Source organism: Bacillus sp. M13(2017), assembly GCF_002218325.1.
Classification (GTDB): Bacteria; Bacillota; Bacilli; order Bacillales; family Bacillaceae_G; genus Bacillus_A; species Bacillus_A thuringiensis_K.
In genome coordinates, this window is the sequence record NZ_KZ268541.1 from 1 (window position 1) to 2,523 (window position 2,523).

The window sequence follows — 2,523 nt, forward strand, 5'->3', positions numbered from 1 at the left end:
AATAAAGTTAGTTTGTCTAGCATCTAAAATAAAAATTGACGTTTCACGTTGTTTGTTTCGTTCAGTTTTCAAAGAACTACTTGGTCGCTCATTTGCGACTTCCTTATGTTAACATCTTCGTTAGTTAATGTCAACTAAGTTTTTTATTTCGTTTGTCGCTTGCGATGTCAATGTCATCAGCGACTTGTCTTATATTACACCTCTATATAATAATAGTCAATATTAATCTTTCATTTAAAAAAAAAAAGATAAAAAAGGCTTTCATACCTCCCTTTTGTTTCTCATAGATATCAATAAGATAACTGAAAGAAGTGTAGAACTTGTTCAATCCTTCTTTATTACACGTCATAAACTCCCATTCAAGAAGCCCACACTATCATAGGAAGTTTCCAATCATTCTATTTTGGAGTCAAAAAAGCGGCTGTACTTCTCTTGCTAAGTGGTTCTTTTACCAGATTGATTTATTACAAACAGCTCTAAGTTATAGTCCTTTCATTCATAATTATGAATATGATATATACAAAAGTACACCTGCCTATGGTGCACGACTAGGGGTAGCGTTACGAGAAAAACAAAAAGAAACTTTTAAACTTGTTCGTAACCCTTATAGAAGAGCAGTCAGTTCTTTCATATCCTTAATTGGACCTCCTTATATGGAAAATCCCGAATGGAAACCCATCCGAAAGTTTTTATATCAAGATGAAAATTCCCCCAAAGGGATCTCATTTAAACAATTTCTATACTATCTATTTATGAAAGGGGCTCACGCAAGTGATATTAACCCACATTTCACACAACAATATATAGCTGGTGAAGAAGAATATGTGACCAATTATATATACTTAGAAAACTTCGATCAGGAAATGAAAAAATTAGAAAAGCGTTTCGAATTAAAAACCGCACCAATAAATGAGTTCTCAACATCATGGCATCATCAAACTCCCCGCCATGATTTATAAAGGGAATTTTAGCGAAGGCGATATTACTAACCCTTTATTTCCCCGTCATCCAACTTTTGAAAGCTTTTATAATACTGAATGTATACAACTTGTTCAAACAATATTTCAAAATGATTTCGACACATATAAATACAGCAAAGAATATCTATACTAATTTTAGTCTATTATCTTTGCTAAATAAAAAAGATACCTCATATACAAGGTATCTTTTTAACATTTCATTTATACAAATCATACTGTTTAACAGTCTCTATTCTCCACCTTGTTACCTTTTAATAGATTACATAACTTTTGCTTATCTGCCCATCCTACTCCTATTAAGACTAAACTTGCTCCCATTATTACTCTCCAGGTCAGAAATTCATTTAATAGAATAATTGAAGTAACAATACTTATTAATGGTAATGCATTTAAATATAATCCGCTCACTGATGCTGAAACTCTCTCTAGCGCTTTATTCCAAAACCAATATGCTAAAATTGTTGCTCCAATAACAAGGTATATTACACTAAGTCCCGTTTTCCAAGTTTCAACCTTTGGGAGACCGTAATAAAAAATTTCTACCAGTGCAAACGGTAAGAGAATAACAGCTCCAATAATTAAAGTTAATGTTGTAAAAACCTCGTTTGATAAATACTGTTCTTGTTTTGGTCGTTTTAGCAAAACTGTGTAGAAAGCAAATAGAAAAGTACTTAATAATATCAGTATATCTCCTATTAAAGACACTTCTTGATTAGCACTTTTAGATGGAATCGTAATAAAGAGTACTCCTATAGCACCCAATATAATTCCTATCCAATAATTCAATCGAATTTCCTCTTTCAAAAAGAGTGCTGAAAAAAGAATTGTAACTAATGGTAATGCAGCATCTATAATACTCACATGTAATCCACTTGTTAAAGAAATGCCGTAGGATGTAAACATAAAATAACCAGCTACACCGGTAAAAGCTAACAAACTCATTCTTTTCCATGAAACTTTTTTATGTACAACTGATTTTTTTAATTGCTTAAATGAGAATATCATGCAAATTCCACCTGCAAAGAAAAGGCGAATAAATAACAAAGTAAACGGCTGAATAGATTCTAACGCCCATTTTGTTGGCGCAATGGCTGTGCCCCATAATATAACAGCCACTAATAACATGCATATTTCTTTCATAATCCCCCACACCCATCAAAAATATATGTTAACTACCTTAATTATAGAATTTTTCTTATGTAAAATCCTTTAAAAACACAAAAGGTTATGCAAAAAGAGCTATATTGCTATTTTTCACATAACCTTTTTATATAAGATTACAAACATTCTTTTTACATCTGAACTATATTCTCATAAAGGTAATTCTTACCTTTATATTTAAAATAATAAAAATAAACACAAAAAACCTAAGTCGAAACGACTTAGGTTTTTGTTTGGCGACGTCCTACTCTCACAGGGACAAAGTCCCAACTACCATCGGCGCTAGAGAGCTTAACTTCCGTGTTCGGTATGGGAACGGGTGTGACCTCTCTGCCATCATCACCAAACTATTGAAGGCATATTCCTTCAAAACTAGATAACA

1 protein-coding gene, 1 rRNA gene and 1 pseudogene are annotated in these 2,523 nt (G+C 32.3%); 1 reads left to right on the forward strand and 2 read right to left on the reverse strand.

All coding sequences use genetic code 11. From position 1 onward, the window contains the following. Nucleotides 1-320: 320 nt before the first annotated feature. Nucleotides 321-1,113 (forward strand): annotated as a pseudogene (locus CGQ22_RS31160) (sulfotransferase family 2 domain-containing protein). 86 nt (nucleotides 1,114-1,199) lie between these two features. Here the strand turns inward: CGQ22_RS31160 and CGQ22_RS31165 are convergent. After that, nucleotides 1,200-2,120, reverse strand: a complete 921-nt coding sequence (locus tag CGQ22_RS31165) for a DMT family transporter (RefSeq protein ID WP_000658273.1) — start codon at nucleotides 2,118-2,120, stop codon at nucleotides 1,200-1,202. Between the two features lie 252 nt (nucleotides 2,121-2,372). Then, nucleotides 2,373-2,488 (reverse strand): 5S ribosomal RNA (gene rrf / locus CGQ22_RS31170). Nucleotides 2,489-2,523 lie beyond the last annotated feature (35 nt).

Bases quoted from the DNA above. Each gene is read 5' to 3' on its own strand.
- CGQ22_RS31165 (WP_000658273.1), bottom strand. From the start codon at position 2,120: ATGAAAGAAATATGCATGTTATTAGTGGCTGTTATATTATGGGGCACA.